This is a genomic window from Streptomyces sp. NRRL S-1022 (assembly GCF_000720135.1).
GTDB lineage: Bacteria > Actinomycetota > Actinomycetes > Streptomycetales > Streptomycetaceae > Streptomyces.
Window position 1 is genome coordinate 58,594 of sequence record NZ_JOIU01000010.1, and the last position, 21,717, is coordinate 80,310.

Consider the following 21,717-nt stretch of genomic DNA (forward strand, 5'->3'; position numbering starts at 1 on the left):
CGCGATCAGACCGTACGGACGTCGATGGCCAGGCCGTGCGGACGATCGACTGACGGACGTACCGACCGAGGCATGGGCCGAGGGCCGCCCGTGGCGGGTTACCCTGCCGATCATGCTTGTCGCCTCCGCCGTATGCCCCTGCCCGCCTCTGCTCGTACCCGAGGTCGCCGCCGGTGCCGCACCGGAACTGGACGCCGCGCGCGCGGCGTGCACGGACGCGCTCGGTGTGCTCGCCGCCGCCCGCCCCGACCTGCTGGTGGTCGTCGGCACCGCCGAGCAGGGCCGGCTCGGCGTGTTCCCGCAGGGCAGCCCGGGCACTTTCCGCGGCTTCGGCGTCGACCTGGACGTCCGTCTGGGGCCCGCCGCCCACCCGGTTCCTGAGCGCGAGCTGCCGGCCTCGCTGGCCGTCGGGGCCTGGCTGCTGGAGCGGACCGGCTGGGCCGGCGCCCCGATCGAGGGACTCGGCGTCGCGGACACGCTGGAGCCGGAGCAGTGCGCCGGGACCGGGCGGGAACTGGCCGGCCGGGCCGGACGCGTGGCTCTGCTGGTGATGGGGGACGGCAGCGCCTGCCGCACCCTGAAGGCACCGGGTTACCTGGACGAGCGGGCGGCGCCCTTCGACGCCGAGGCCGCGCGGGCGCTCGGAGCGGCGGACACGGCGGCCCTGCGGGCCCTGGACCCCGTACTGGCCCGCGAACTGAAGGCGTCCGGTCGCGCGCCCTGGCAGATCCTGGCCGGCGCGGCCGGGGACGAGCCCCTCACGGGCAGCCTGCTGTACGAGGACGCGCCGTACGGCGTGGGCTACCTGGTCGCGACCTGGTCCTGAGCCCTGCGCCCGGCTTCCGGTACGGCCGCCGCAGCCCCCCTGGAGGTCACGGCAGCCCCTGGAGGTTACGGGACACCCCGCGCGCGCGTCACGAGGACAGCCCGCGCCCGGGTCACTGAGGACGGCGAGCGCGCGTGAACACCAGGACGGCCGCCGGCCTCTCGGAAGCCGGCGGCGAACCCTTGACTTGACGGAGCCGGGCCGGGCCCGACTCACGAAGCCGGCGGCGGGCCCTCCGGAGGGGCCGGGCGGGTCGAGGTCGTGGGGTCGTGGGGCGCCGCTCCGGGGCCGCTCTTGTGCGCGAGGCGGTCCATCGCCTCCTTGGCCTTGCCCGTGCCCGCCTGGATCTTGTCGCTGTACTTGTGCTTGGTCCGGTCGTCGACGGCCTTCGCGGCCTTGTCGAGCCCGTGCTGGACCTTGTCCCCGTGCTGCCGCGCGAGGTCCGACACCTTGTCCTTGGCCGGTCCGAGCTTGGCCTTCACGTTGTCCATCAGACCCATGGTCCACCTTCCCTCACGGGGCAGTCATCTGCGGGCGCCCTCGCCGGTCTCGCTGTCGGCGGCCTCGTCGGCGGACTGCTGCCGGGGGATCCCGGCACCCTCGGACGCGTCGTCCGTACCGGACTCCGGCGGCACGGCCCCGTTCCCGGGCTCGGCCCCGGACGCGTCCTCCGCCTCCGCCGACCCGGCCCGTGCCGTCGCCGCCTCCGCCGCCTCGTCCTGCTCCGCCTCGGCTCCGGCCTGCTCCGCTTCGGAGCCGGCCGCCGCGGCCGACGCCTCCGGAGCCGCCTTCGACCTGCCGAGAAGCCGTGCAATTACACCCATATCCACTCCATACGGTACTCGTGCGGGCGAATTCCCGCGTCGCCCGGTGCGTACGGTTGCGCCGCCCGGGTCACCGCCTCCGGCACCCCGGCGGGCGGCACCTCGCCACGGGCAACGACCCGGGAAGCGCACCGTCACGTAGCTCGTTCGAGACCTCGCCAGGAGGTTTGCGAGACTGGTGCGGTGAGCAGTGCACCCCCCGCCCCCCGCGTCATCGCCGTCGTCGGACCCACCGCGGCCGGAAAGTCCGATCTCGGCGTCTTCCTGGCCCAGCAGCTAGGCGGTGAGGTCGTCAACGCCGACTCCATGCAGCTGTACCGAGGGATGGACATCGGTACCGCCAAGCTGACGCCCGAGGAGCGCGACGGCGTCCCGCACCACCTGCTGGACATCTGGGACGTGACGGTCACCGCCTCGGTCGCCGAGTACCAGAAGCTCGCCCGCGCGCGGATCGACGCCCTGCTCGCCGAGGGCCGCTGGCCGATCCTGGTCGGCGGCTCCGGGCTGTACGTCCGCGGTGCCGTCGACAACCTGGAGTTCCCCGGCACCGACCCGGAGGTCCGGGCCCGGCTGGAGGAGGAGCTGGCGCTGCGCGGCTCCGGCGCGCTGCACGCCCGGCTGGCCGCCGCCGACCCCGAGGCCGCCCGCGCCATCCTGCCGAGCAACGGCCGCCGCATCGTCCGCGCCCTCGAAGTGATCGAGATCACCGGCCAGCCCTTCACGGCCAACCTGCCCGGCCACGACTCCGTCTACGACACCGTCCAGATCGGCGTCGACGTGGCCCGGCCGGAACTTGACGAGCGGATCGCGCGGCGCGTCGACCGCATGTGGGACGCGGGCCTCGTGGAGGAGGTGCGTGCGCTGGAGGCGCAGGGGCTGCGCGAGGGGCGCACGGCGTCGCGCGCGCTCGGCTACCAGCAGGTCCTCGCGGCGCTCGCCGGGGCGTGCAGCGAAGCGGAAGCGCGGGCCGAGACCGTCCGTGCCACCAAGCGCTTCGCGCGCCGCCAGGATTCATGGTTCAGGCGCGATCCCCGGGTGCACTGGTTGAGTGGGGCCGCCGCGGACCGGGGGGAACTTCCGCAGCAGGCCCTGACGTTGGTCGAACGACCGGTCACAGCCTGATCACGTCATGGCATCGGGATGCGCCGCCGGTCATCGCGGCCTTCGGCGCCGTGCCATCATCGAGCTTCGATCGACCAAGTGGAGCCTAGTTGGGAGGGCGCGTGGCGATGGAGGCCAGCCCTCGCGACACCGCACAAAGTGCCGAGCACCTCACCACTGAGGGTGACGAACCGGACCGCGGCGAGCCCCGCTCCGGCGAGGACCGCCCGCGGGTGAACGGTCTGCCCGACGGCGCTCCGCACGGCTACGGCCCGAACGGCGACCACAGCCTGATCGGCCGTCCCCCGACCGGCGAGGGTCCACCCGAGGACCGCTTGTCGGATGATCGCCTGATCGGCGACTCGCTGTCCGTCGACTCCCTGCCCGAAGCGTCCGGCCTGCCCGGCCTGCCCGGCCCATCCATCCCGTCCGGCCCGGCCCCCCTCTCCATCGCGTCCGGCCTGCCGGAGGACCGCCTCGCCGACGACGGCCCCGACGACACCGTGGGCGGTGTGACCGACGACGGGCCGGAGCCGGAGGAGATGTACCCGGGCGGCCCCGAGGTCGAGGTGGAGCTGCGCCCGCAGCGCCGGCTGCGCATCTGGCAGCTCGCCCCCATCGTCGGCCTCGCCGCCGTCGGCTCCCTGATGTTCGCCTTCCCGCTCGCCTTCGACTTCGGCGACAGCGGCGCGGTCATCGCCATGCTCGGCCTGCTGATCTGCTCCTGCGCGGCGGGCTGGGGCATGATGGCCGCCCGCCGGGTGGGCTACACCTGGCCCGGCCTGCCCCCGCGCGGCTCCGGCCGCCGCCCCGACTGGCGGGTCGTCCTCGCCTACGTCCTGCTGGTCGCCCTGGTGGCCGTGCTGGCGGTGTGGCGCGTGGCCCGGCTCCGCTAGACCCCGCCGGGCGGGTCCCGTCGTACCCACCCCGCAGCCGGGAGGGGTCCTGTCGTACCCAACCCGTACGATCGAGGAATGAGCACAAGGATCGCCTTCCTCAAGGGGCACGGCACCGAGAACGACTTCGTGATCGTCCCGGACCCCGAGAACGCCATCGACCTCTCCCCGGCCGCCGTCGCCGCCCTGTGCGACCGCCGGGCGGGCATCGGAGGCGACGGCGTGCTGCACGTCGTGCGGTCCGCGGCACACCCGGAGGCCCGCGACATGGCCGCCGAAGCCGAATGGTTCATGGACTACCGCAACGGGGACGGCTCGATCGCCGAGATGTGCGGCAACGGCGTCCGTGTGTTCGCGCGCTACCTCCAGCACGCCGGACATGTGGCCGAAGGTGACCTCACGATCGCTACGCGCGCGGGCGTACGGACCGTCCACCTCGCCAAGGACGGCGATGTCACCGTCGGCATGGGCCGCGCCCGCCTGCCCGAGGGCGAGGTCACCGTGACCGTCGGCGAGCGCAGCTGGCCCGCGCGCAACGTGAACATGGGCAACCCGCACGCGGTTGCCTTCGTCGCCGACCTCGCGCACGCGGGCGGCCTGCACACCGCCCCGCCGGTCGGCCCGGCGGCCGCCTACCCGGACGGGGTGAACGTCGAGTTCGTCGTGGACCGCGGCCCCCGCCACGTCGCCATGCGCGTGCACGAGCGCGGCTCCGGCGAGACGCGGTCCTGCGGCACGGGCGCGTGCGCCGTCGCCGTGGCCGCCGCCCGGCGCGACGGCGCCGACCCGGCCGTCACCGGCACCCCGGCGACGTACACCGTCGACCTGCCCGGCGGGCGCCTCGTCATCACCGAGCGGCCCGACGGCGAGATCGAGATGACCGGGCCCGCCGTGATCGTCGCCGAGGGTGAGATCGACGCCGACTGGCTCGCCCGCGCGCTCGGCTGAATCGAAAATCTAAACCTCGATTCCATCGCTCGAATGGGTGATCCGTTTCACGCTCGGCGAGAGGCGGTCGGTCGTGCGTGGTGGGCTCGGTAGCATCAAGCACCGGCACGGACGGGGGAACGTCGCCATTCCCTGAGCCGCGTATGCCCTGGGGCTCCGTCCGCCGGTCCACGAGCCGGAGGTGCCCATGAGTGCGGAGGCCACGAACCCTGCGACCGCTGGCCCGGTAGCGCCCGCAGCGCCACAAGCGCTCACAGCGTCCGTGGCGCCCGCGGCGGCGCGCAGGAAGTCCCGGCCCCGGATCGACCTGCGCCGGCTGGGCCGGGCCGCGCTGCTCGGCCCCGCCGGCCGCGACAGGCTGCCCGACGCCATCGGCCACGTCGTGGAGGCGCACCGGGCCCACCATCCCGACGCCGACCTCGACCCCCTGCGCCGCGCCTACGTCCTGGCGGAGTCCTCGCACCGCGGACAGATGCGCAAGAGCGGCGAGCCGTACATCACGCACCCGCTCGCCGTCACCCTGATCCTCGCCGAACTGGGCGCCGAGACCACGACGCTGACGGCCTCCCTGCTGCACGACACCGTCGAGGACACCGAGGTGACGCTGGATCAGGTGCGGGAACAGTTCGGCGAGGAGGTTCGTTATCTGGTCGACGGCGTCACGAAACTGGAGAAGGTCGACTACGGAGCCGCCGCCGAGCCGGAGACCTTCCGCAAAATGCTCGTCGCCACGGGCAACGACGTGCGCGTGATGTCGATCAAACTCGCCGACCGCCTGCACAACATGCGCACCCTCGGCGTGATGCGCCCCGAGAAACAGGCGCGGATCGCCAAGGTGACCCGTGACGTCCTCATCCCGCTCGCCGAACGCCTCGGCGTACAGGCCCTGAAGACCGAGCTGGAGGACCTGGTCTTCGCCATCCTCCACCCCGAGGAGTACGAGCACACGAGAGAACTCATCGCGGAGAACGCCGCCCGCCCCGGCGACCCCCTCGCCGAGGTCGCCGAGGAGATGCGCGGGGTGCTGCGCGAGTCCGGCATCCCCGCCGAAGTCCTCATCCGTCCCCGGCACTTCGTCTCCGTGCACCGCGTGGCCCGCAAACGCGGACAGCTGCGCGGCTCCGACTTCGGCCGCCTGCTGGTGCTGGTGAACGAGGACGCGGACTGTTACGGCGTGCTGGGCGAACTGCACACCTGTATGACGCCGGTGGTCTCGGAGTTCAAGGACTTCATCGCCGTACCCAAGTTCAACCTCTACCAGTCCCTGCACACCGCCGTCGCCCGCTCCGACGGCCAGGTCGTCGAAGTCCTCATCCGCACCCACCAGATGCACAAGGTCGCCGAGGCCGGTGTCGTCGCCCTCGGGAACCCCTACGCCCCCGCTTCCGACGCTCCCGCCCCCGACCCGGCCACGGCAGCCCCCGCCACGGCAGCCCCCGCCATGGCCGGCCCGGCCACCTCCGACGCCGCGGCCGACGGCGAGCGCGCCGACCCCACCCGTCCGGGCTGGCTCTCCCGTCTCCTCGACTGGCAGCAGGCCGCCCCCGACCCCGACACCTTCTGGTCCACCCTGCGCGAGGACCTCGCCCAGGACCGCGAGATCACCGTCTTCCGTCCCGACGGCGGCACCCTCGGCCTGCCCGAGGGCGCCACCTGCGTGGACGCGGCCTACGCCCAGTACGGCGAGGACGCCCACGCCTGCATCGGCGCCCGTGTCAACGGACGGCTGGCCACCCTCAGCACGGTCCTGCGCGACGGTGACACCGTGCAGCTCCTCATGGGCCAGGACCCGGCCTCCGAGCCCTCACGAGAGTGGCTGGAGCACGCCCACACCCCGGCCGCCCGCATCGCCATCCAGCGCTGGCTGGCGGCCCACCCCGGCGGCGGCACCGGCACCACCGAGCCGGGCACCCCCGCCGACGCCGTCCCCCCGGCTCCCGCCCGGGACGGTGAAGCCGCCCCGGACGAGCCCGTGGCCGCCCCCGCCGCCTCGTCCGCGCGCCCGCCGGACGGCGCCCCCGCCCCGTACCCCCGGCGCGCCGACGTCCTCGCGGACCGGCCCGGCGTCGCCGCACGCCTCGCCGGGTGCTGTACGCCCGTACCGCCCGACGAGATCACCGGCTTCGCGGTGCGCGGGGGAGTGGTGACCGTGCACCGCGCGGAGTGCGCCGCGGTGGCGCACATGAAGAGCAAGGGGCGCGCGGAGATCGGAGTGCGCTGGGGGGACACCACCGCCTGCCGGGTCACCCTGGTCGCTGAATCGTTCGGCCGCCCCCACCTCCTCGCCGACCTCACCGAGGCGATCGCCCTCCAGGGCGCCGAGATCGTCTCCGCCACCGTCGAACCGCCCAGCCAGCAGCGGGTCCGCCACACCTACACCCTCCAGCTCCCCGACGCGGCCCACCTCCCGGTCCTGATGCGCGCCATGCGGGACGTACCCGGGGTGTACGACGTGAGCCGCGCCCAGCACCAGGCACCACCGGCCTCCTGACGACGGCGTCCGGCTACCCGTTCGGGTGGGCCGGGCGCGCGTCGCCGCCGCCGGGCGGGCACGCACTGGTAGCGGTGGTCCATGCTGCTCACCCCCCGCCCCCGGACCCAGCCCCCGCTCTCCCGGCGCCGGAGCCTGCGCATCCTCTCCCGGCGCCGGAGCCTGCGCACCCTCTCCCGGCACCGGAAGGCGGCCCTGCTCGCCTCCGCGGTCTCCGTCTGCCTCGTCGCCGCCGCGGCCCCGGCCGAACCGCTAGGCGTCGGCGACCGGCTCTACCCGTACCTGGGCAACCCCGGTTACGACGTCGCCTCGTACGACATCTCCCTCACCTACCCCGGCATCAACGACCAGCCGCTCCAGGCCGTCACCACCATCGACGCCTGGACCACCGGCGACCTGGAGCGGCTCAACCTCGACTTCGCGCACGGCACCGTCCGGTCGGTCGAGGTCGACGGACGTCCCGCACGCTTCACCAGCACCGGCGAGGACCTGGTCGTCACCCCCGAGCACCCCCTGAGCGAGCGCAGCTGGACCCGGATCACCGTGCGGCACACCAGCGACCCCGTCTACGGCGAGGACCAGCAGGGCGGCTGGGTGCGCACCTCCGACGGCCTCGCCATGGCGAACCAGGCCGACGCCGCCCATCTGGTGTTCCCGTGCAACGACCACCCGTCCGACAAGGCGATGTTCACCTTCCGGATCACCGCGCCGAACGGCTACACGGCCGTGGCCAACGGCCTGCCCGCCGGCGCCGACCGGGTCGGCCGCACCACCACCTGGACCTACCGCACCCAGCACCCCATGGCCACCGAACTCGCCCAGGTGTCCATCGGCCGTTCCGCCGTGGTGCACCGCGAGGGCCCGCACGGGCTGCCCCTGCGCGACGTCGTGCCCGCCGGCGACCGCCGGACCCTCGAACCGTGGCTCGCGAAGACACCCGGCCAGATCGCCTGGATGGAGAGCAAGCTCGGCCACTACCCGTTCGAGACCTACGGTGTGCTCATGGCAGAGGCCGACACCGGCTTCGAGCTGGAGACCCAGACCCTCTCGCTCTTCGAGAAGAACCTGTTCACCGAGCCCGCCTACCCGAAGTGGTACATCGAGTCGGTCATGGTGCACGAGCTGTCCCACCAGTGGTTCGGGGACAGCGTCAGCCCCCGCAGCTGGTCCGACGTCTGGCTGAACGAGGGCCACGCCACCTGGTACGAGGAGCTGTACGCCGAGGAGACGGCGCACCGGCCCATGGAGGAGCGGATGAAGACCGCCTACGGCGCCTCCGACCGCTGGCGCGAGGCCGGCGGCCCGCCCGCCCGGCCCAAGCCGCCCGTGCCCGGCCAGAAGATCAGCATCTTCCGGCCCAACATCTACGACGGCGCCGCCCTCGTGCTCTACGCCCTGCGGCAGGAGATCGGCGGCCCCGCCTTCGAGCGGCTGGAGCGGATCTGGGTCCAGGAACACCGCGACACCACCGCCACCACCGGCGACTTCGTCCGCCTGGCCTCGGCCGTCGCCGGCCGCGACCTCAGGGGCTTCCTCACGCCCTGGCTGTACGGCGAGAAGACCCCGCCGATGCCCGGCCACCCGGACTGGAAGCCGGCGCCCGCGCCCAAGGCAGCCCCGTTCCGCACGCGGCGATAACCCGGTGACGAGACGGGCCGTACCGTGCGACCATCTACGGGTCGGGACGCGCAGGGGAGACGGGAATCTCCCGGGGTACTCGTACGTTGAACACCACGAGCGGCCCGGACGACCGACCGTCGTGCCGGCGCCGCAACGGCAGTCCCATCGACGTATCTCATCGACGTAAGGATCCAATGACCTCCTCTTCTTCCCCTTCCCAGGACACCAAGCGCCTCGCGCACGCCTATCCCGAGGGTCTTCGGGCCGATGCCCTGATGGAAGAGGACGTCGCCTGGAGCCACGAGATCGACGGCGAGCGGGACGGCGACCAGTTCGACCGCTCCGAGCGGGCGGCCCTGCGCCGCGTGGTGGGCCTCTCCACCGAGCTGGAGGACGTCACCGAGGTCGAGTACCGCCAGCTCCGCCTGGAGCGGGTCGTGCTCGTCGGTGTGTGGACCACCGGCACCGCGCAGGACGCCGACAACTCCCTCGCGGAGCTGGCCGCCCTCGCGGAGACCGCGGGCGCGGTCGTGCTCGACGGCGTGATCCAGCGCCGCGACAAGCCCGACGCGGCCACCTACATCGGCTCCGGCAAGGCCGCGGAGCTGCGTGACGTCGTCCTCGAAACGGGCGCGGACACCGTCATCTGCGACGGTGAGCTCAGCCCCGGCCAGCTGATCCAGCTGGAGGACGTGGTCAAGGTCAAGGTCATCGACCGTACGGCCCTGATCCTGGACATCTTCGCCCAGCACGCCAAGTCCCGCGAGGGCAAGGCGCAGGTCGCGCTCGCGCAGATGCAGTACATGCTGCCGCGGCTGCGCGGCTGGGGTCAGTCGCTGTCCCGGCAGATGGGTGGCGGTCGCGGCGGCCTCGCCACGCGTGGCCCCGGTGAGACCAAGATCGAGACGGACCGGCGCCGGATCCGCGAGAAGATGGCGAAGATGCGCCGGGAGATCGCGGACATGAAGACCGGCCGCGAGATCAAGCGCCAGGAGCGCCGACGCAACAAGGTGCCGTCCGTCGCCATCGCGGGCTACACCAACGCCGGCAAGTCCTCCCTGCTCAACCGCCTCACGGGCGCCGGCGTCCTGGTCGAGAACGCCCTGTTCGCGACCCTGGACCCGACCGTCCGCCGGGCGGAGACCCCGAGCGGCCGGCTGTACACGCTGGCGGACACCGTCGGCTTCGTCCGGCACCTGCCGCACCACCTGGTCGAGGCGTTCCGCTCCACCATGGAGGAGGTCGGTGACTCCGACCTGATCCTGCACGTGGTGGACGGCTCGCACCCCAACCCGGAGGAGCAGCTCGCCGCCGTACGCGAGGTGATCCGGGACGTCGGCGCCACCGACGTGCCCGAGATCGTCGTGATCAACAAGGCGGACGCGGCCGACCCGCTGGTCCTCCAGCGGCTGCTGCGGGTCGAGAAGCGCTCGATCGCCGTCTCGGCACGCACCGGCCGGGGTCTGGGGGAACTGCTCGCCCTGATCGACAACGAGCTGCCCCGTCCCGCGGTCGAGATCGAGGCACTCGTGCCCTACACCCACGGCAAGCTCGTCGCCCGCTGTCACACCGAGGGCGAGGTGATCTCCGAGGAGCACACCGCGGAGGGCACCCTGCTCAAGGTCCGGGTGCACGAGGAGCTGGCGGCGGACCTGGCGCCCTACGCACCGGTCTCCGCGGCCTGAACCGCCCGCGCACGGAGGCCCGTCACCCCGGTGGGGTGGCGGGCCTCCGTCATGCTCACCGCGTCAGGCGGACCGCCTCACCGCCGGTCACCGCCCGGCGAACTGCTTGCTCACCGACTCGTACACACCCTTGGCCACCGCACCCAGCCGGGGACCGGCCAGCCAGCCCGCGCTCACCGGGCCGATGGACGTGTTGGACACCAGCGCGGGCTTGCCGTCCGCACCCGTCTCCACCCAGCCGCCACCGGAGGAACCACCGGTCATCGTGCAGCCGATCCGGTACATCGTCGGGTCGGAGTGCTCGATGGAGAGCCGGCCCGGCTTGTCCTGGCACTGGTACATCAGCTGGCCGTCGTACGGCGCCGCCGCCGGGTAACCGGACGCCGTGATGCTCTGGACCTGCGACACGGCCGGCGCGTCGAAGTTCACCGGCAGCGCCCCGCCGACGGTCTCCTCCAGCGACCTGCCGCCGCCGCCCTGCTCCGGTGTCACATGGATGACGGCGAAGTCGTACGAGGCACCGTTGCCGCCCGTCTGACCGCCCTGGCTGATCCACTGCTGCGAGGTCTTCGCCGCGTCGGCCCACCACACGCCGTACGGGGCGACCTCGGACCGGCTGGCGTTCTGCAGCGCCGCCGCCGACTTGCCCTGGTTGTTGTACGACGGCACGAACGCGAGGTTCCGGTACCAGCCGCCCTTCTTGCCGGCGTGCACACAGTGACCCGCCGTCCACACGAGGTTGGACTTGCCCGGGTGCGCCGGGTCCGTCACGACCGTCGCCGAACAGACCATGGTGCCCTCGGGGGCGTCGAAGAGCAGCTTGCCCGAGGTGGCCGCACTGCCGTGGTACGGCGGCGCGACCGCCTGCGCCTTCACCGGCTGCGGCGTCGGGTCCGTCACGCCCTGGTCACCGGAGATGTCGTTGTCGTCGACGCCCTGGTCCGGGTCGTCGGCGTGACGCATCCGGTCCGGGTCCCACAGACCCTTGATGATCGGGTTGATGAAGTCGTTGGCCTCGCGCAGCCAGTCCTGCCTGTTCCAGTTCTTCCAGGCGCCGTTCTTCCACTTGTCGACGTCGAACCCGTGGTCCTTGAGCCTCTTCTTGAGGTCGTCCGGGATCGTGATCTTTCCGTCTCCGGTGCCGGACGCGGTCGCGGTGGAGGCCGGCTTGCCGTCGGCGTTGTCGTCACCGTCACCGTTGCACGCGGTGGCGGTCAGCGCCAGCGCCGACACGAGGGCGACCGCCGTCAGCGAGGTGGAGGTGCGGCGACCGCCCCTCCCTCGCCGAGCGGTGAACGACGGCCGTATGGATCGCATGTTCTTGACTCCCCTTGCTGTGAAAGGAACTCGGCGCTTCGGCCCCGACACCGGCGGCGAACTCATGGAAGGTTCATGCCGGTCTCACGACCTTCTGGGAACGGCAACACACACTATGCCGTCGCCGTGGGGGAGTTCCGACGGGAGGGCAACGGTTCCGTCACAGGGCGCCTGAACCGGGCCGCCCTCGCGGACGGGCGCGGTGGTCCTGCCGGTGTCCGAGGCGGGGTGCCGGCGTCCTGGGCGGGGGTGCCGGGCCCACCGGACAACTGCGGTGCCGGCGCAGACCGGTTGTGCATCCCGTGCGCCCGCCGGTGCCGCCGGCTCCCCGGTGGTTCTGGCCGTCGGCGGCGCGCTTCTGGCCGACGGCCGCCCGCTCCTGGGCGTCGGCCGTGCGGTGGAGCTCTCCGGTGGAACGGTGGGGCGCGTCCCCCGCCCCAGCCCGCCAAGGAACTCCGGGCGACCCCGTAACCGCCCGAACGGTCCGCGGTTGTAGCCGGTGGGGCCAGGCGTCCGGGTCCGGTCCCCGAGATCAACTCGCCCTTGAACAGCGGGGAGGACGACGCGCAGTGGCCGTTACGGAGTCGATCGCCGGAGGCACACCCGGGGAGGCGAGGGCCGTGCACGAGGGCATCCTGAGACGCCAGTCGGCGCGGGAGTCCTCGGCGCGCACCTACGCTCGCGCCCTGCCCATCGTCCCCGTCCGGGCGCGCGGGCTCACCATCGAGGGCGCCGACGGCCGCCGTTACCTGGACTGCCTCTCCGGCGCCGGCACCCTCGCCCTCGGCCACAACCACCCGGTCGTGCTGGAAGCCATCCGCAGCGTCCTCGACTCCGGCGCCCCGCTCTCCGTCCTCGACCTCGCGACCCCTGTCAAGGACGCCTTCGTCACCGAGCTGTTCCGCACCCTCCCGCCCGGCCTCGCCGACCGTGCCCGCGTCCAGTTCTGCGGACCGGCCGGCACCGACGCCGTCGAGGCCGCCCTCAAACTGGTCCGGGCCGCGACCGGCCGTTCCGGCATCCTCGCCTTCACCGGCGCCTACCACGGCATGACCGCCGGTGCCCTGGCCGCATCCGGTGGCGCCCGCGACATCCAGGTTGCCCGCCTGCCCTACCCGCAGGACTACCGCTGCCCCTTCGGCGTCGGCGGCCGGCCCGGCGCCGAATTCGCCGCCCGGTGGACGGAGTCCCTCCTCGACGATCCCAAGTCCGGCGTACCCCTGCCGGCCGGCATGATCCTCGAACCCGTCCAGGGCGAGGGCGGAGTGATCCCCGCACCGGACGACTGGCTGCGCCGCATGCGCCGGCTCACGGCGGACCGGTCCATCCCGCTGATCGCCGACGAGGTCCAGACCGGAGTCGGCCGCACAGGCGCCTTCTGGGCCGTCGACCACAGCGGCATCACCCCCGACGTCATGGTCCTGTCCAAGGCCATTGGCGGCAGCCTCCCGCTGGCCGTGATCGTCTACCGCGACGACCTCGACGTCTGGCAACCCGGCGCCCATGCCGGCACCTTCCGCGGCAACCAGCTCGCCATGGCCGCGGGCACCGCCACCCTCGCCTACGTCCGCGAGAACGCCCTCGCCGAACGCGCCGCCCTCCTCGGGACCCGCATGCTGACCCAACTCGCGGAACTCACCCACCAGTTCCCCTGCGTGGGCGACGTGCGAGGGCGCGGGCTGATGATCGGACTCGAACTGGTGGACCCGGACGCCGATCCCGCCACCGCACGCCCGGCACCCCCGGCCGACCACCCCGATGCCGCACCGGCCGCGCTGGCACCCGCCCGCACCCCGCCCCCAGCCGCGCCCGAACTGGCCGCCGCCGTACAGCGGGAGTGTCTCCAGCGCGGACTGATCGTCGAACTGGGCGGCCGGCACGCGTCCGTGGTCCGGCTGCTCCCACCTCTGACGCTCAGCGACGAACAGGCGACCGCCGTACTCGACCGCCTGGCCGACGCGGTGGCGGCGGCGGCCCGCCGCCACCAGAGCCACGGCCCGCAGCACGGCCCGCACCAGCAACGACACCCCGGCCCTGCCCAGCACACGGGCTGAACCCCGCACACGCCCCACACCGGCATCGGTCACCGGACCACCATCCCGGCCCATCCCCACTCCATCCCCTCTCGTCCACACCCGCTCTCCACCCCACCCCCCTCGGCCACGGAGCAACGGCAACCGAGCGGGAGCGGACGACGCAACGCCCGCACCAGCCCCAGAGGAGCCGTCATGAACGCCACCCCCAGCCCCGACGGCCGCTCCGGCGCCCCCGACAACCAGGAAGCCGCCGGCACCCCCTCCTCCGCCGTACCGCTCACCGAGTCGGTCCCCCAGCAGAAGAAGCGACAGGCGGACCCCACCCGGCCAACAGCGCCAGGCGCCGACCCGCTGGAGGACCCCGATCCGCGCGCCGCGGCCCAGGCCGCCGCCGTCGAGAACCTCCTGCGCTGCTGGGCCCGCGAGACGGGCCTCACCGCTCCCACGACCGGCAGCCTCCGCATCCCACTGCCCGCCAGCGGAACCGTCCTCGTCGCACCGGTCCGCTACTGGTCCCAGACCGGCTGGCACCGCTTCGACCCACCTCGCCTCGCCTGCGCCCCCGACACCGCGCCCCCCATCGACGCCGTCACCCTCGCCGCGCTGCTCGCCAGGGAGACCACCGGCAGCGGCGACGGCGATGACACCGCCTCCGGTTCGGGTGACGGCACTGGGGAGTGCCTCCACCGGACTGGGCCCAGCGATGCGAATGCTGTGGGCTCGGACGAAGGTGCCACCACCGCCGTCGCCGACTACGGACTCAGCAACGGCAACGGCAACGGCAACGGCACTGGCACTGGCACTGGCACTGGCACCGAGAACGGCACCACCCCCACCCCCGGCGACAGCGCCGACCTCCTGGCCAGGGTGGCCGACTCCGTTCGCCGTACCGCGGACTTCGTCCGGCAGCGACGCGAACACCCCGCCGACACCACCGACCTTTTCCTCAGTGCCGAACAGGCCCTCCTCCTCGGACACCCCCTGCACCCGACCCCCAAGAGCCGGGAAGGCCTGACCGAGGCCGAAGCCGACAGGTACTCACCGGAGCTGCGCGGCTCCTTCCCCCTGCACTGGCTGGCCGTCGCCCCCTCTCTCCTCGCGACAGACTCCGCCTGGACCGAGCGCGGCCGTCCGGTTCCCGCAGGCCATCTCGTCCGACAGCTCGCCGGGACCGAACTGCCCCTGCCCGACGGCCACACCGCCCTGCCGCTGCACCCCTGGCAGGCGCGCGAAGTACGGCTCCGCGCATCCGTCGCCGCACTGCTCGACTCCGGACTCCTCCGCGACCTCGGCCCCGTCGGCCCTCCTTGGCACCCCACCTCCTCCGTCAGGACCGTTCACCGATCCGGTGTCCCCGCGATGCTCAAGCTCTCGCTGGCCCTGCGCATCACCAACTCCCGCCGTGAGAACCTCCGTAAGGAACTGCACCGCGGAGTCGAGGTGCACCGACTGCTCCGCACCGGCCTGGCCCGTCACTGGCAGGCGGTACACCCCGGCTTCGACATCGTCCGGGACCCGGCCTGGCTCGCCGTCGACGACCCGGACGGCCTGCCCGTACCGGGACTCGACGTGATGATCCGGCACAACCCCTTCGCCCCGGCCGACGACGTCGGCTGCGTAGCCGGACTCGTCTCACCCCGCCCGCTCGCCGAGCCGCCCGCCGGCACACCGTCACGCCACGCCCGGCCGATGCGGTCCCGCCTGGCCCAGCTCGTCGTACGCCTCGCCGCACGCACCGGCCGGCCCGTCGGCGTCGTCGCCGCCGAGTGGTTCCTGCGCTACCTGGAGCAGGTCGTCCGTCCCGTCCTCTGGCTGGACGGCGAGGCCGGTATCGCCCTCGAAGCCCATCAGCAGAACACGCTGCTCCTGCTGGACAGCGACGGCTGGCCCGCCGGCGGCCGTTACCGGGACAACCAGGGCTACTACTTCCGGGAGTCCCGCCGTGCCGAACTGGACGCCCGGCTGCCGGGCATCGGCGAACACAGCGACACCTTCGTCCCGGACGAGGTCACCGACGAACGCTTCGCCTACTACCTCGCCGTCAACAACGTGCTGGGCCTGATCGGTGCCTTCGGCTCCCAGCGCCTCGCCGACGAGCGACTGCTCCTCGCAGCCTTCCGCCGTTTCCTCACCGACCTCGCCTCAGGGGTCGCCCCGCTGCGCACTTCCCTGCCCGGCCGCCTGCTCGACTCACCCGTCCTGCGCTGTAAGGCCAACCTGCTGACCCGGCTGCACGGCCTCGACGAACTCGTCGGTCCGGTCGACACCCAGTCCGTCTACGTCACCATCGCCAACCCCCTCCATTCCTGAACGGAGTACTCCCACGTATCACCGCGCGGACCGCACCTTCAGCGAGCCGCACCGTCTCCCGCACATCCGAGGAACATGACCCACCTCGTCTCCTGAGAGGAGCGCACCGTGCCTCCCACCGACGCGAGCGCCGGAACCGGTCCCGTCTCTGCGCGCACGGACGGCGCCGGACACCGAGCGGACACCGCAGGCCCGCGGAACTCCCGGTTCGGCCGGCTCACCGTCCAGGACGACGACCCGGACAGCGAGGACACACTGGAACTGAGCCTCCCCGCCCAGTTCTTCGCCCTCTACGCCGGGGCGCCGGGCGCCCTCCTCAGCAGACTCGCCACATGGGGTCCGGTCACGACCCGTGCCGGCTCCTTCCGGCTCGCGCCCGTACGCCTCGATCAAGACCTGCCGATCGTCCACCGCTGGATGAACGACCCCGCCGTCGCGCGATTCTGGGAGCTGGCCGGGCCCCGGAACCGGACGGAGGAGCACCTACGGGCGCAACTCCACGACGACGGGCGCAGCGTGCCGTGTCTCGGCGTCCTCGACGGCACCCCGATGAGCTACTGGGAGGTCTACCGGGCCGACCTGGATCCGCTGGCCCACCACTACCCGGCCCGTCCGTACGACATCGGGATCCACCTCCTCATCGGTGACGCCGCTGACCGGAGTCGCGGGCTCGGTTCCGCCCTGCTTCGCGCCGTGGCCGACCTGATCCTCGACCGGTGTCCCACCTGTGCACGTGTCGTGTCAGAACCCGATCTACGCAACACCCCCTCCGTCGCCGCGTTCCTGAGCGCCGGCTTCCGGTACGCGGCCGAGGTCGACCTGCCGGGCAAGCGGGCCGCCCTCATGATCCGGGACCGAATCCTGCGCGATGCCCTGTAGCGCCGCGTGATCGGCCGCTCACCATGAGATACGAGCGGCGCGCTCCCAGTGTTCCCGGTTCGGGAAAAAATTCGACCGACATCCGGCGAGCGCATCCTGCGAGCCGAAGACGGGGCCGGGGCCAGGGCCAGGATCGATCCGGGTGCGAGCGGTGGTGCGGGCACGGCACCGGTGCCGCCCGTCACTGTCCTCCCACCCCGCCCAAGCGCTGACGGTCTCCCACGGGCGAGGCACCAGCGCCTCGCCCGTACCACCGGAGCTCGGTCGGCGGAGCCGGTCGCCTGGCCCGCACGACCGGCGCCTTGCCGGTCACCGGTGCCGCGAACCGGCGCACCCGTACGTCGTCCGCACCGCTCCCCGGCGTCAACCCAGCCCCAGCCCACCCCCAAGCCCGCCCGAACACAAGCCCCAGCCCCAGCCCAGCCCCAGCCCACCCCGCCCAGGAGCCCCGGCCGTGATTCCACCCCCTGCCCCCGCCGTGACCACCCGCTTGTCAGTGCAGGGCCGTAGGGTGGTCTGGCTATGACGAAGCCCCCACTCTCCGAACTCCTGCATGCCGCCGTCGCAGCCGTCGGCGGCACGGAGCGCCCCGGCCAGGTGACCATGGCCGAAGCGGTCGCCGAGGCGATCGACGACGGATCCCACCTGCTGGTCCAGGCCGGCACCGGCACCGGAAAGTCGCTCGGCTATCTCGTGCCCGCGCTCGCGCACGGAGAACGGGTGGTCGTCGCGACAGCCACGCTCGCCCTGCAGCGCCAGCTCGTGGAGCGGGACCTGCCGCGCACGGTCGACGCCCTGCATCCGCTGCTGCGCCGCCGCCCGGAGTTCGCGATGCTCAAGGGCAGGTCGAACTATCTCTGCCTGCACCGTCTGCACGAGGGCATGCCGCAGGACGAGGAGGAGGGGCTGTTCGACCAGTTCGAGGCCGCCGCGCCGACCAGCAAGCTGGGCCAGGACCTGCTGAGGCTGCGGGACTGGGCGGACGAGACGGAGAACGGCGACCGCGACGATCTCACCCCGGGCGTCTCGGACCGCGCTTGGGCGCAGGTGTCGGTGTCGTCCCGGGAGTGCCTGGGCGCGTCGAAGTGCGCGTACGGCGCCGAGTGCTTCGCAGAGATGGCCCGTGAGCAGGCCAAGCTCGCCGAGGTCGTGGTCACCAACCACGCCCTGCTGGCCATCGACGCCATCGAGGGCGCCCCGGTGCTGCCGCAGCACGAGGTGCTGATCGTGGACGAGGCGCACGAACTCGTCTCCCGGGTCACCGGGGTCGCCACCGGCGAACTCACACCCGGGCAGGTCAACCGTGCCGTGCGCCGTGCCGCCAAGCTGGTCAACGAGAAGGCCGCCGATCAGCTCCAGACCGCCGCCGAGGGCTTCGAGCGGCTCATGGAGCTCGCGCTGCCGGGCCGCCTGGAGGAGATCCCGGAGGACCTCGGTTACGCCTTGATGGCGTTGCGGGACGCCGCCCGCACGGTGATCAGCGGGATCGGTGCGACCCGTGACAAGTCGGTCCAGGACGAGGACGCGGTCCGCAAGCAGGCGCTGGCCTCGGTGGAGAGCGTGCACGACGTGGCCGAGCGGGTCCTGAACGGCTCCGAGTGGGACGTCGTCTGGTACGAGCGGCACGACCGCTTCGGCGCGTCTCTCCGGGTCGCCCCCATGTCGGTCTCCGGCCTGCTCAGGGAGAAGCTCTTCGCCGACCGGGCCGTCGTCCTCACCTCGGCGACGCTGAAACTGGGCGGAGACTTCAACGGCGTCGGTGCCTCCCTGGGGCTCGGCCCCGAGGGCACGGAGGGCGAGGACCTGCCGAAGTGGAAGGGTGTCGACGTCGGCTCGCCCTTCGACTACCGCAAGCAAGGGATCCTCTACGTCGCGAAGCACCTGGCGCGCCCAGCGCGTGACGGCGAGCGCGCCGACATGCTGGACGAGCTGACCGAGCTGATCCAGGCGGCCGGCGGACGCACCCTCGGTCTGTTCTCGTCGATGCGGGCCGCCCAGCTCGCCGCGGAGGAGCTGCGCTCCCGGATCCCCGAGTTCCCGATCCTGCTCCAGGGGGAGGAGACGCTCGGCGAACTGATCAAGAACTTCGCGGCCGACCCGAAGACCTGTCTGTTCGGCACGCTGTCGCTGTGGCAGGGCGTCGATGTCCCCGGCCCCAGCTGTCAGCTCGTAGTCATGGACAAGATTCCCTTCCCGAGGCCCGACGATCCGCTGATGAGCGCACGCCAGAAGGCGGTGGAGGACGCCGGCGGAAACGGCTTCATGGCGGTGGCCGCCACCCATGCGGCCCTCCTCATGGCCCAGGGCGCCGGCCGTCTCGTCCGGGCGTCCGGCGACCGCGGCGTGGTGGCCGTCCTGGACCAGCGGCTGGCCACCGCCCGGTATGGCGGCTACCTCAAGGCGTCACTGCCGGACTTCTGGTACACGACGGACCGCAATCAGGTCCGCAAGTCCCTCGCGGCGATCGACGCGGTGGCGAAGCAGACGGAGACGCCGTCAGCGATGGCCAAGTGATCGCGGGGTAGCCCGACCGGCGCAGGCCGGGCTACCTTCGCGAGGTCTCCGGCCCCGGCTGCCCCGAGGATCCGGCGACACACGCAAGACCGCCGGACACGCGCAGGGCGCCGAACTCGCGCAGGTGCGCCGAATGGACGCAAGACCACCAAAAAACACGAAGGTCCGCCGCAAAGCACGAAGGTGGGCCCGGGCACCTTCAGGATCCCGGGCACCTTCAGGATCCCGAGCACCTTCAGGACCCCGAGCACCTTCAGGACCCCGGACACATGCAGGGCCCCGGGCACATGCAGGACCCCGGAACCGGCGCAGGGGTTCCGGGGCCCGGTCAGGGAGCGAGCGGCCGCCCGCCCGCCGCGGCCGTCACACGCGGCGCAGCACTGCGACGACCTTGCCGAGGATGGTCGCGTCGTCGCCGGGGATCGGCTCGTAGGCCGCGTTGTGGGGGAGGAGCCACACGTGGCCGTCCTCGCGCTTGAAGCGCTTGACGGTGGCTTCGCCGTCGAGCATGGCGGCCACGATGTCGCCGTTCTCGGCGACCGGCTGGCGGCGCACGGTGACCCAGTCGCCGTCACAGATGGCGGCCTCGATCATGGAGTCGCCGACCACCTTGAGGACGAACAGTTCGCCGTCACCGACGAGCTGTCGGGGGAGGGGGAAGACGTCCTCGACGGACTCCTCCGCGAGGATCGGGCCGCCGGCCGCGATACGGCCCACCAGCGGGACGTACGACGCGGCGGGCTTGCCGGCGGTGTCCGTCGGCTGCACGGTGACGGCCTGGTCGGAGCCACGCACCTCGTACGCGCGCGGGCGGTGCGGGTCGCGGCGCAGGAAGCCCTTGCGCTCCAGCGCCATCAGCTGGTGGGCGACCGACGACGTGCTGGACAGGCCCACGGCCTGGCCGATCTCCCGCATGGACGGCGGGTAGCCGCGCCGCTGTACCGAGTCCCTGATGACCTCGATCACCCGGCGCTGCCGGTCGGTGAGTCCGGAACTGTCCGCCCGGATGCCTGGAGGTCGCCCCGGCAGGGAGCGCTTGTGTGCCTCGGGATTCGTGGCTTCGTTCATCGCGTGTACCGGCTCGACTCGGCCCTGGGAGCGGTCCTGGGCGGTGATGGTGGCACTGTCTGCGGTGGTGGTCACGTCGGCCCCTCTCGATGGTCTCCCTGCTGCACAACGGTAGTTGCTTTCGAAAGGTTGCGCCAAACACACGTTCGAGTGAAAAAGTGCGTTTCGCCTGACGTAATCACGTGTCTGGGTGTATGGCTGGCGCGACACTCGGCGGGCAAAAGCACCCATTGCTGTACTCTTCACCGCCGGGGTCGCTCGCCTCGTGGGCTGCGTCCCAGTCTGCCATCCGGAATCCCGCGGTCCGGGATCCGGGGTCCGTTCTGCGCGGGAGAGCCACGCGTCCTCCCTGCGGCGCCCACGGTATCCCCGCAAGCGCCACGGCGGCACCGCTCGGCCCCCGCGTGTCCTCGCCGGTCTCTTCGGACCCCTGGACCTGCTGTTTCCGCGCGACACGCGCGCCTGCCCCGATTTTTGAGCCGAGCCCTACATGTAGTGGTTGGATGGCTACAGTCGCCCAGAAGTTGTGGTCCCCCGGGTCCGAGCCGGCTCCGGGATCGCCTATGCTTAGGGCTGCTTCGCGGGGCCCCCGGGTCCGGTGAGGCTGACGAGTCTGCTGTGAGGAGGGTTGGAGAACATGCACTGCCCCTTCTGCAGGCACCCCGACAGCCGTGTGGTCGACAGTCGTACGACCGACGACGGCACGTCCATCCGCAGGCGCCGCCAGTGCCCCGACTGCTCCCGTCGTTTCACGACCGTGGAGACGTGCTCGCTCATGGTGGTCAAGCGGTCCGGAGTCACCGAGCCTTTCAGCCGTACCAAGGTCATCAATGGTGTGCGCAAGGCATGCCAGGGGCGCCCTGTCACCGAGGACGCGCTCGCCCAACTGGGCCAGCGGGTCGAGGAGGCGGTGCGCGCGACCGGAAGCGCCGAGCTGACCACCCACGACGTGGGGCTGGCGATACTCGGCCCGTTGCAGGAGCTCGACCTCGTCGCGTATCTGCGGTTCGCCTCCGTCTACCGGGCGTTCGATTCGCTGGAGGACTTCGAGGCCGCCATCGCGGAATTGCGGGAAGGCGCGCGAGACGCAGCCGCGGACGAGGGCGACGCGGGAGCGGGGAGCCAGAAAGACGACCGCGGGCGCGGCGGGACCACTCAGGTCCCCGTGCCCGCCGGCGCCGCCGACTGACCGGCGGGCCGGA

The 21,717-nt window shown here is 72.5% G+C and carries 16 protein-coding genes; 12 read left to right on the plus strand and 4 right to left on the minus strand.

Annotated features, from left to right (window positions below; translation table 11 throughout):
* Window positions 1-112 precede the first annotated feature (112 nt).
* Window positions 113-826: a class III extradiol dioxygenase subunit B-like domain-containing protein gene (locus IG05_RS0115175; RefSeq protein ID WP_030342865.1), complete on the plus strand. Its 714-nt coding sequence runs from the start codon at window positions 113-115 to the stop codon at window positions 824-826.
* A gap of 212 nt (window positions 827-1,038) precedes the next feature.
* Here IG05_RS0115175 and IG05_RS0115180 read toward each other — a convergent pair whose 3' ends face one another.
* Both IG05_RS0115180 and IG05_RS0115185 read right to left on the minus strand, forming a co-directional pair.
* Window positions 1,039-1,326: an antitoxin gene (locus IG05_RS0115180; RefSeq protein ID WP_030342866.1), complete on the minus strand. Its 288-nt coding sequence runs from the start codon at window positions 1,324-1,326 to the stop codon at window positions 1,039-1,041.
* A gap of 24 nt (window positions 1,327-1,350) precedes the next feature.
* Window positions 1,351-1,650: a hypothetical protein gene (locus tag IG05_RS0115185; RefSeq protein WP_030342868.1), complete on the minus strand. Its 300-nt coding sequence runs from the start codon at window positions 1,648-1,650 to the stop codon at window positions 1,351-1,353.
* A 183-nt stretch (window positions 1,651-1,833) separates the two neighbouring features.
* Between IG05_RS0115185 and miaA the strand changes: the two genes are divergently transcribed.
* From miaA to hflX, 6 genes are all read left to right on the plus strand, one after another.
* Window positions 1,834-2,772 (plus strand): tRNA (adenosine(37)-N6)-dimethylallyltransferase MiaA, encoded by a 939-nt coding sequence (gene miaA, locus IG05_RS0115190; RefSeq protein ID WP_030342870.1) that lies wholly within the window; start codon window positions 1,834-1,836, stop codon window positions 2,770-2,772.
* Window positions 2,773-3,173: 401 nt separating this feature from the next.
* Complete coding sequence (locus tag IG05_RS0115195) at window positions 3,174-3,647, plus strand: hypothetical protein (RefSeq protein WP_030342871.1); 474 nt, start codon at window positions 3,174-3,176, stop codon at window positions 3,645-3,647.
* Window positions 3,648-3,725: 78 nt separating this feature from the next.
* A complete protein-coding gene (gene dapF, locus IG05_RS0115200; protein ID WP_030342873.1) occupies window positions 3,726-4,595 on the plus strand; it encodes a diaminopimelate epimerase in 870 nt (289 codons plus the stop codon).
* A 187-nt stretch (window positions 4,596-4,782) separates the two neighbouring features.
* Window positions 4,783-7,086 (plus strand): RelA/SpoT family protein, encoded by a 2,304-nt coding sequence (locus tag IG05_RS0115205; protein WP_030342875.1) that lies wholly within the window; start codon window positions 4,783-4,785, stop codon window positions 7,084-7,086.
* Between the two features lie 81 nt (window positions 7,087-7,167).
* Entirely contained in the window at window positions 7,168-8,724 is a 1,557-nt protein-coding gene (locus tag IG05_RS0115210) for a M1 family metallopeptidase (RefSeq protein ID WP_030342877.1), read from the plus strand.
* A gap of 176 nt (window positions 8,725-8,900) precedes the next feature.
* Window positions 8,901-10,391, plus strand: a complete 1,491-nt coding sequence (gene hflX / locus IG05_RS0115215; RefSeq protein WP_030342880.1) for a GTPase HflX — start codon at window positions 8,901-8,903, stop codon at window positions 10,389-10,391.
* 87 nt (window positions 10,392-10,478) lie between these two features.
* Here hflX and IG05_RS0115220 read toward each other — a convergent pair whose 3' ends face one another.
* Window positions 10,479-11,708, minus strand: coding sequence for a trypsin-like serine peptidase (locus IG05_RS0115220; RefSeq protein WP_030342882.1), 1,230 nt, complete (start codon window positions 11,706-11,708; stop codon window positions 10,479-10,481).
* 569 nt (window positions 11,709-12,277) lie between these two features.
* Here IG05_RS0115220 and IG05_RS0115225 point away from each other — a divergent pair.
* The 4 genes from IG05_RS0115225 to IG05_RS0115240 all read left to right on the plus strand — a co-directional run bounded on the left by IG05_RS0115225 (window position 12,278) and on the right by IG05_RS0115240 (window position 19,447).
* Window positions 12,278-13,762: a diaminobutyrate--2-oxoglutarate transaminase family protein gene (locus IG05_RS0115225; protein WP_030342884.1), complete on the plus strand. Its 1,485-nt coding sequence runs from the start codon at window positions 12,278-12,280 to the stop codon at window positions 13,760-13,762.
* A gap of 174 nt (window positions 13,763-13,936) precedes the next feature.
* Window positions 13,937-16,054 carry an IucA/IucC family protein gene (locus IG05_RS0115230; protein WP_030342886.1) on the plus strand — a complete coding sequence of 706 codons (2,118 nt, stop codon included), beginning with the start codon at window positions 13,937-13,939 and terminating at the stop codon, window positions 16,052-16,054.
* Between the two features lie 108 nt (window positions 16,055-16,162).
* Complete coding sequence (locus tag IG05_RS0115235) at window positions 16,163-16,933, plus strand: GNAT family N-acetyltransferase (RefSeq protein ID WP_030342887.1); 771 nt, start codon at window positions 16,163-16,165, stop codon at window positions 16,931-16,933.
* 522 nt (window positions 16,934-17,455) lie between these two features.
* The gene (locus IG05_RS0115240) at window positions 17,456-19,447 is read left to right on the plus strand and encodes an ATP-dependent DNA helicase (RefSeq protein WP_030342890.1); all 1,992 of its coding nucleotides are present in this window, start codon (window positions 17,456-17,458) and stop codon (window positions 19,445-19,447) included.
* Window positions 19,448-19,810: 363 nt separating this feature from the next.
* Here IG05_RS0115240 and lexA read toward each other — a convergent pair whose 3' ends face one another.
* Entirely contained in the window at window positions 19,811-20,590 is a 780-nt protein-coding gene (gene lexA / locus IG05_RS0115245) for a transcriptional repressor LexA (RefSeq protein ID WP_030342891.1), read from the minus strand.
* A 562-nt stretch (window positions 20,591-21,152) separates the two neighbouring features.
* On the opposite strand from lexA, the gene nrdR reads away from it, so the two are divergent.
* Entirely contained in the window at window positions 21,153-21,704 is a 552-nt protein-coding gene (gene nrdR / locus IG05_RS0115250; protein WP_030342893.1) for a transcriptional regulator NrdR, read from the plus strand.
* Window positions 21,705-21,717: the final 13 nt, after the last annotated feature.